8 protein-coding genes and 1 pseudogene are annotated in these 6,797 nt (G+C 58.2%); 5 read left to right on the top strand and 4 right to left on the bottom strand.

Annotated features, from left to right (window positions below; translation table 11 throughout):
- The 4 genes from AC1DZ5_RS21380 to AC1DZ5_RS21365 all read left to right on the top strand — a co-directional run.
- Window positions 1-279, top strand: a 279-nt coding sequence (locus tag AC1DZ5_RS21380; RefSeq protein ID WP_477892818.1) for a DUF637 domain-containing protein, incomplete at its 5' end; no start/stop codon positions are given.
- On the top strand, window positions 225-848 hold the full coding sequence (locus AC1DZ5_RS21375) for a polymorphic toxin-type HINT domain-containing protein (RefSeq protein ID WP_477892816.1): 624 nt from the start codon (window positions 225-227) through the stop codon (window positions 846-848). The genes AC1DZ5_RS21380 and AC1DZ5_RS21375, both read left to right, overlap by 55 nt.
- Window positions 845-1,312, top strand: coding sequence for a hypothetical protein (locus tag AC1DZ5_RS21370; RefSeq protein ID WP_477892814.1), 468 nt, complete (start codon window positions 845-847; stop codon window positions 1,310-1,312). The genes AC1DZ5_RS21375 and AC1DZ5_RS21370 overlap by 4 nt, the downstream gene beginning before the upstream one ends.
- A 452-nt stretch (window positions 1,313-1,764) precedes the next feature.
- On the top strand, window positions 1,765-2,292 hold the full coding sequence (locus AC1DZ5_RS21365) for an AP2/ERF family transcription factor (protein ID WP_477892812.1): 528 nt from the start codon (window positions 1,765-1,767) through the stop codon (window positions 2,290-2,292).
- Window positions 2,293-2,343: 51 nt separating this feature from the next.
- Here the strand turns inward: AC1DZ5_RS21365 and AC1DZ5_RS21360 are convergent, their stop codons facing one another.
- The 4 genes from AC1DZ5_RS21360 to AC1DZ5_RS21345 form a co-directional block, all read right to left on the bottom strand.
- Entirely contained in the window at window positions 2,344-3,363 is a 1,020-nt protein-coding gene (locus tag AC1DZ5_RS21360) for a Gfo/Idh/MocA family oxidoreductase (RefSeq protein WP_477892810.1), read from the bottom strand.
- Window positions 3,364-3,371: 8 nt separating this feature from the next.
- Window positions 3,372-4,367 (bottom strand): inositol 2-dehydrogenase, encoded by a 996-nt coding sequence (gene iolG, locus AC1DZ5_RS21355; RefSeq protein ID WP_477892808.1) that lies wholly within the window; start codon window positions 4,365-4,367, stop codon window positions 3,372-3,374.
- 137 nt (window positions 4,368-4,504) lie between these two features.
- The gene (locus AC1DZ5_RS21350; RefSeq protein WP_477892806.1) at window positions 4,505-5,377 is read right to left on the bottom strand and encodes a MurR/RpiR family transcriptional regulator; all 873 of its coding nucleotides are present in this window, start codon (window positions 5,375-5,377) and stop codon (window positions 4,505-4,507) included.
- 123 nt (window positions 5,378-5,500) lie between these two features.
- Window positions 5,501-6,556, bottom strand: coding sequence for a LacI family DNA-binding transcriptional regulator (locus AC1DZ5_RS21345; protein WP_477892804.1), 1,056 nt, complete (start codon window positions 6,554-6,556; stop codon window positions 5,501-5,503).
- A 106-nt stretch (window positions 6,557-6,662) separates the two neighbouring features.
- On the opposite strand from AC1DZ5_RS21345, the pseudogene AC1DZ5_RS21340 reads away from it, so the two are divergent.
- A pseudogene (locus AC1DZ5_RS21340) lies at window positions 6,663-6,797 on the top strand (sugar phosphate isomerase/epimerase); the annotation flags it as partial.

Below are 6,797 nucleotides of genomic sequence, written 5' to 3'. Positions count from 1 at the left end.
GGCGGCGCAGCCGGGGCAACGGTGACCACCCTGGGTGGCGTCACGCTTGCCAGTACCGCAGCAGGACTCACCACCGCAGGCATCGCCGTCAACGCTGGCTTTGCGGCTCTGGCATCCCAAGCGGCCGTGGCCATGGTCAACAACCAGGGCGACATCGGCAAGACCCTGGACCAGTTGGGCAAGGAAGAAAGCATCAAGGGCCTGTTGCTAGCAATCAGCAGTGGATGGAAGTGCTGCAAACAAAGCGCACACAAGAACCGCTACAGGCCTACAACCTGACCGTTGCAGACTTCCACACTTACTTTGTCAAAGCTGAAGCTGGCAATGATGCAGTTTGGGTGCACAACAACTGCTGGGATGGCTTGCCCAGTGGGGCGGTAAACACGGGGAAGACTACGCCGGATGGGCGGGAGCTTGTCACATTCAAAGATGCCAATGGAAATCAGGTCACTGCCTATCAGGGTACTGATGGGCGTTGGTACAACCCGCAGGTGTATTCGCCGAACGCTCCGATACCAAAGAATGTAATTGCGACCCCTCAACCCGGTGACGTGATGCTAGGGGCAAACGGAGCGACTACTGCCAGTAAAACCATGTGGAAAGAGCCGGGGTCTAGCGCGAGAATTGATGTGGAAAATCCAAACCCCGGTCAAAGACCAGGACAAATACATTATCAGGATGCCAGCGGTAAAAATAAATATTATTACGATCCAGCAACGGAGCAGTTTTACGTAGGCCCTATTTCAAATGGAGTCGTGGCGTCAAAGTCCGTGCAAGAGTTACTAAACAATCCAGCCATTATTAATGGAATAAACAAAGCATTGAGTTTGCTTGGGGTAAATAAATGAAATATGCCAATGCTTCAATGAAGGGACTAATTTCCGACGTGCCATCGAATTTGTTGTTGCCAAATAAGCTTCAGAATATTCTGGATGACGGACTCTCTTTTGTTGATGATGGAGTTTTTTTTAAAAAACTTAATCAAGGTCAAACACTACCAAACATGGCTTCCATTAAGACTTCTTTCAGAGATTTGTCAGGCTATGAAAACAGCGTGAATAGGCTGCACATTGAAGATTATTGTGAACTTCAATTGTTTGAAATTTCTTTTTTGTTCGTGGATAAATTTCTAGAGATCTGGAGGAATAGCAACCCAGATCATCAATGCGTTACTGCACTGAATTTTCAATTGAATACAGATTATGGAAACCTTTCAAGTTTCACATTTCACAAACACAGAGAAGGTGAGGTCATCTATCAATTGGAAACACTTGATAGATTCGAAGATCCACTTTTGATTGCCTTTTCCTGAATACTTTAACAAGTTTTTATATTGAAGGTGTCCTGCTGAATGTTTATGCCGACGTATTTTTGAGTTCCCTGCTTGGATCTCATTGACGCAGCGCCATACATCAAAATTAACGCAGCATATGGGTTTGCAAACCATTGAAATGGATCTGTTCATGACCCCCACTGGCTCAATATTACATCGGCGATGACACTTACGATGCGAATATGAACTGGCTGAAAGATTGAGGTGCTGTTGTGAACTTCATTGATTTAGTTGCTGTGTTGGCGCCGACCGAAACCACACCACCATGCGACCCCCCACAGCCACAGCAAACGCACCATCACCCGCAAAGTTCTCTCTCCCTTTTGCGGCAGGATTCTAAAAGTGATTGAACATAAAATAGGCCACTAGCCCAGATAGAACGTGCGCCAGCAGCTATCAAATCCATAGCAATCACGCCCTCTGCCACCGCCATGCCCGTCTCCAAATCCCAAGCCCAGGCCCAGGCCAACCCCTTGCGCAACATCCAGCGCGTGGACAAGGGGCACCACTCCTGGCGGGTGGTCATGCGCCGCCAGCACCAGCACCTGCGCCAGCATTTCACCGACTCGGTGTACGGCAGCAAAGAAGCAGCCTTGGCGGCTGCGGTGGCGTGGCGCGACCAGAAAGAGGCTGAACTCTCTGGTGTGGACTATGTGGTGTGGCAGCGTGAATGGATGCGCAACCACAACAAATCAGGCACGGTGGGCGTCTACCGCAACATCAACACCAAAAAGCGAGGCGAGCGCATCATCCAGCAAGCGCAGTGGATGGCCTATTGGCAAAACATCAACGGCAAACGCAGCGTGCGCTCCTTCAACGTCAGCAAATACGGCGAAGAAGGTGCCAAACAGCTGGCGATACGCGCCCGGCAAGAGGGTATGGCTGATGTGGCACGCCAGTTGCAGCTCCAAATCACCGAGCGCGCCGGTGGACGCGCTGCCGACACATCCGCCCCATGAACGCCAACCTTTTTCGTTTCGTCTTTAACGCAGCCCGAGGGCTGCGGTCATTCAAATAACCTCCGGCATGCCGCTGGCGAGCGAGCGGGAAATGGCCAGACCAATGCGCGTGGCTTCCATGGCGTCGTCCAGGGTGAGCGTGAGGGCGCGCTCGCCGCGGCAGGCGGCTACAAAGTCGCTCATCTCGGCGGCAAAGGCCGCCTCAAAGCGTTCGTAAAAGTCCTTGAGCACGGCATGGCGCACGCCGTGGGCATCGCTGCGCACCACGCGGTCGCGGGCGGCATGTTCGCCCACCAGCAGCTTGCCGGCGGTGCCAATGACTTCCGTGGTGGTCTCATGGCCGTGGGCCATGGTGCGGGAGGCGTAGAAGACGGCCTTGGCGCCGCCCTCAAAGTCCACGATGGCCAGGCCGTTGTCCACATCACCAAACTCGGCCAGTGCAGGGTGCAGGGCGATGGTGCCGGTGGCGTAGGCGCGCAGCGCCTTGGGGCGGCCCAGCATCCAGCGTGCCAGGTCAATGTCGTGCACGCTGCAGTCCATAAAGATGCCGCCCGAGGTGGGCGCAAAGCGCACAAAGAATCCGTCGGGGTCGTTCTGGTCGCAGGTCTGCGAGCGCACGATGAAAGGGCGGCCGATCTCGCCAGCTTCGATGCTGGCTTGGGCCGCACGGTAGCTGGGGTCAAAGCGGCGCACAAAGCCCACCATGGCCACCAGCTCCGGGTGCTTGGCCGCTTCGGCCAGCACGCGTTCGCAATCGGGCACGTTCAGAGCCAAGGGCTTTTCCACGAAGACGTGTTTGCCAGCCTGCAGGGCCGCAATGGCTTGGTCCGCATGCAGGGAGGTGGGCGTGACCAGCACCACCGCATCAATATTGGGGTTGGCCAACAGGTCTTCGTAGCGGGAATACACCTGTGCAATGCCGAGTTGCTCGGTCGCATAGACACGCTCGGATTCCACCGGACTGCAGGCTGCGGTTAGGGTGCAATTACGGGTGCTGAACGCCAGGGCTTGTGCGTGGCGCTGGCCCAGACGGCCCAGACCCACGATGCCGATTCGCAAAGAGGAAGTCATGCTGCGCCTCAGAACGTGATGATCTGATTGCTGGCTGCGCTTTGGGCGGCGGCATCGGCCAGGATCTGCGCATCCACGCCGTCCTGCACCGTGGTGCGGAAGCTGCCGCCGTTTTGCAGCTGGGTGAAGAAGTGCTCAATCTCCAGGCGGTAGGCCGTGGCGTAGCGCTGCAGGAAGAATGCTTCGGGGTTGTCTTGCGACGTGCCTTGGGCCGTGGCCTGGGTCACTTCGCTGGGGCGGTGGTTGCCACATTGCAGCATGCCCTGTGAGCCGATCACTTCAAAGCGCTGGTCGTAGCCATAGGCGGCGCGGCGCGTGGTGTTGATCTGGCACAGGCGGCCCTTGACGGTTTTGATGGTGACGGCGGTGCAGTCAAAGTCGCCGGCCTTGCCGATGGCGGGGTCGGTCAGGCACGAACCCGTAGCGCTGAGCCAGGCGGCGCGGTCGCCATCGCCACACAGAATCCAGCGGAACACATCAAAGTCGTGGATCAGCATGTCGCGGAAGATGCCGCCGGACTGCTGGATGTACTCCACCGGCGGAGCGCCGGGGTCGCGGCTGGTGATGACCAGCATCTCGGGGTTGCCGATGTCGCCGCGGTCCAGGCGGGTTTTTGCTTCGTTGAAGGTGGGGTCAAAGCGGCGCTGGAAGCCGATCATGCAGGCCACGCCGGCAGCCGACACGGCTTGCGCCACTGCCTCGGCGCGTTGCACCGACAAGTCCACGGGTTTTTCGCAGAAGATGTGTTTGCCGGCAGCCGCGGCGCGTGCGATCAGATCGCTGTGCGTGGTGGTGGGCGAGCAGATGGCGACGGCATCGATGCTCTTGTCGGCAAAGACCGTGTCGATGTCGGCCACTTGGGCACCTAGGTGTTGGGCTAGATCGGCAGCAGCAGTGGGTACGGCGTCGCAGATGTACTTGAGTTGCACGCCCGATTGGGCGGCAAGGTTGGTGGCGTGAATGCGGCCAATGCGACCAGCGCCGAACACTGCAACGTGCTTCATGAAAGTTCCTGTCTCCGTATGTTTATGGGATATCTCGTCGCGCGCGACGCGAAGACAGGACTATACGAAAAATTACTGTCAATGGAAATATTTTTCCAAAATAAATTTAAAGTGAAATATTAATTTATTTTCCTGTGTCAGGTCTGTGCAGGGGCCGAGGTTGGGCGGTAAGGCAGCTCCAGCGCGTAGGCCAGGGAAATGAACAGGCTTTGGGCCAGGCCCATGGTGCTGGTCAGCGCCCGGAAGCCGAAGGTCGAGTTGTCCTGCACGATCAGGACGGCTTCTGCGTCCTTGGCCAGTGGGCTCATGCGGCTGTCGGTGATGGCGATCACGCGCGCGCCCCGTTCTTGCGCCAGGGCCACGGCTGCCAGTGTCTCTTCCGCATAGGGTGCAAACGAAATGGCCAGCATCACGTCACCCGTGCGCACCGAGCGCATCTGTCCCAAATGCATATTGCCCAGGGCCGACATCAGGCACACGCGTTTGTCGGTGTGTTGCAGCGCGTAATCAAGGTAGACCGCAATGGGAAACGACCGGCGTGACGCCGCGATCCAGATGCAGTCGGTCTTGCGCAGCATGTCCACGGCTTTTTTGAAGGCAGCCTCATCCAGGTTGGCTTCCAGCTCGTGCATGGCGGCCTGGCTTCCGGCCAAAAACTCGCGCGCGATCTCCACGCTGGAGAGGCTGCCCGCACCGGAGTCGATGATGTCGCGAATGCGTGCGCGGTAGTTGCGACTGGGGGCCAACTGGCGCGTCAAACCCTCGCGGAAGACGACCTGCATCTCGGAGAAGCCGGAGAAGCCGAAGTGCTTGGCAAAGCGCACCACCGCCGAGGGTTGTACCTGGCAGCTGGCGGCCAGCTGCTGGATGCCTTCAATGCCGATGTGGTCGCGGTGCTGCTCCACGTATTTGGCAATCACTTTGAGCTGCTTGCTCAGCGTGTCGTACTCCGCCGTGATGCGTGCGATGAACTGATCGACGGGGGTCTTGTCGTTGCCCTTGGATGCCATGTCCTGAGTCTTTCTTAGGTCGTATGGGAGGATGCCCGTCGTGGAAAACAATTTCTCCCCGTATTCTGATTGAAAACAACGTTCTTTTTACTCAGGTGCTTCCCGCGGGAGACACTTGTTTTGTCAGGCGAGATAGGGTTGCTGGCTCATGTTTTCGGCGAAATGGAGCCGAAAGTCACCGGGCTTTCCCGGCTGGCTGAGAGACGCGGGGGCCATGCCCAGCGCAGCCATCACGTGCTGCAGAGCGCGGATGGCTTGGGTGTCCGGGTCTTGGTCGATCACCACGTCCAAGACGCCCTCTTGCAAGTACTGTCGGTGGTCATCAGAAATCTCGTGGGTGATCCAGCAGGTTTTCTCTTTGGCAAAGCGTTGTAGCGCGGCGTAGATGCCCGGCGAGCCGGCACCCGTGTTGTAGATGCCGACCACGTCGCTTTTGCCCTGTAAGGACTTTTTGAGGGCCAGGTAGCAGCGGTCTGGATCGTCGTGGGTCTCAGCCACTTCACCGTCACAGCGCAGGTGCGGGAACTGTGCGGCCAGCACCTCGCGGCAGCCGCCGCTGCGTTCGATGTGGCCCAGGTAATCTAGTCGGCTGGAGAGGATCAGGATGCGGCCTTCGCGGTGGCACAGGCGCCCCAGCAGGTAGCCCGCGGTGCGGCCCGCCGCATGGTTGTCGATGCCCACGTAGTCGGCCTGCGGGACACCGTTCACCCGTGTGACCACCATGGCCACATGCTCGCCGTTGGCACGTGCCTGCTGCAGTGCCTGGCGCACGGCCGGGGTATCCGGTGCCGACACGATCAGCGCCTGGCGTTTGTAGCGGCGCGGCGCTAAAGCATGCACCAGCGCCGTCTCGTCTTCCTCCGGCGTCGTCACGCGGTGGACGACGAGCCGCTTGTCGAGTATGGCCACACCACGTTGCATTGCCTGGTTCAGCCGCTGAAAAAAGGGGGAGGGGTTGTCTGGCAGCACGATGTCGATGTGAACCAAGCCATGGCGGGTTTCGGGCAACACCCGCGGCACACCTAACTGGCGCGCGGCCTGCACCACCTTCTCCCGCGTCTTGACCGACGCGGTATCGCGCTCATTGAGCACCCGGTCCACGGTGGCGACGCTGACACCGGCAAGCGCTGCGATCTCGGCAAAGCGAGCGGTCTTTTTTCTACGACTAGGGTTAACCATAATTTGACGATTTTTCGTCAATTATTGCGCAGTCTTTTGGGTCACTGGAACCTACATTGCGCTGGCCGTGCTGCGCTTGCAGCCGCGAGACGACCAGGAGACCTGAATGAAGATAGCCCTAGACCCGTACATGATCCGGCACCTGTCGCTGCCCGAGCTGTGCCGTGCCACCGCCGAGCTGGGTTACGACCAGATCGAACTCTCCCCCCGCTCCGACTTTCTGGACTGGTGGGTCATGCCC

It is taken from the genome of Rhodoferax sp. P1_F3 (genome assembly GCF_056405715.1).
This window is presented reverse-complemented; position numbering and strand designations above follow the sequence as displayed.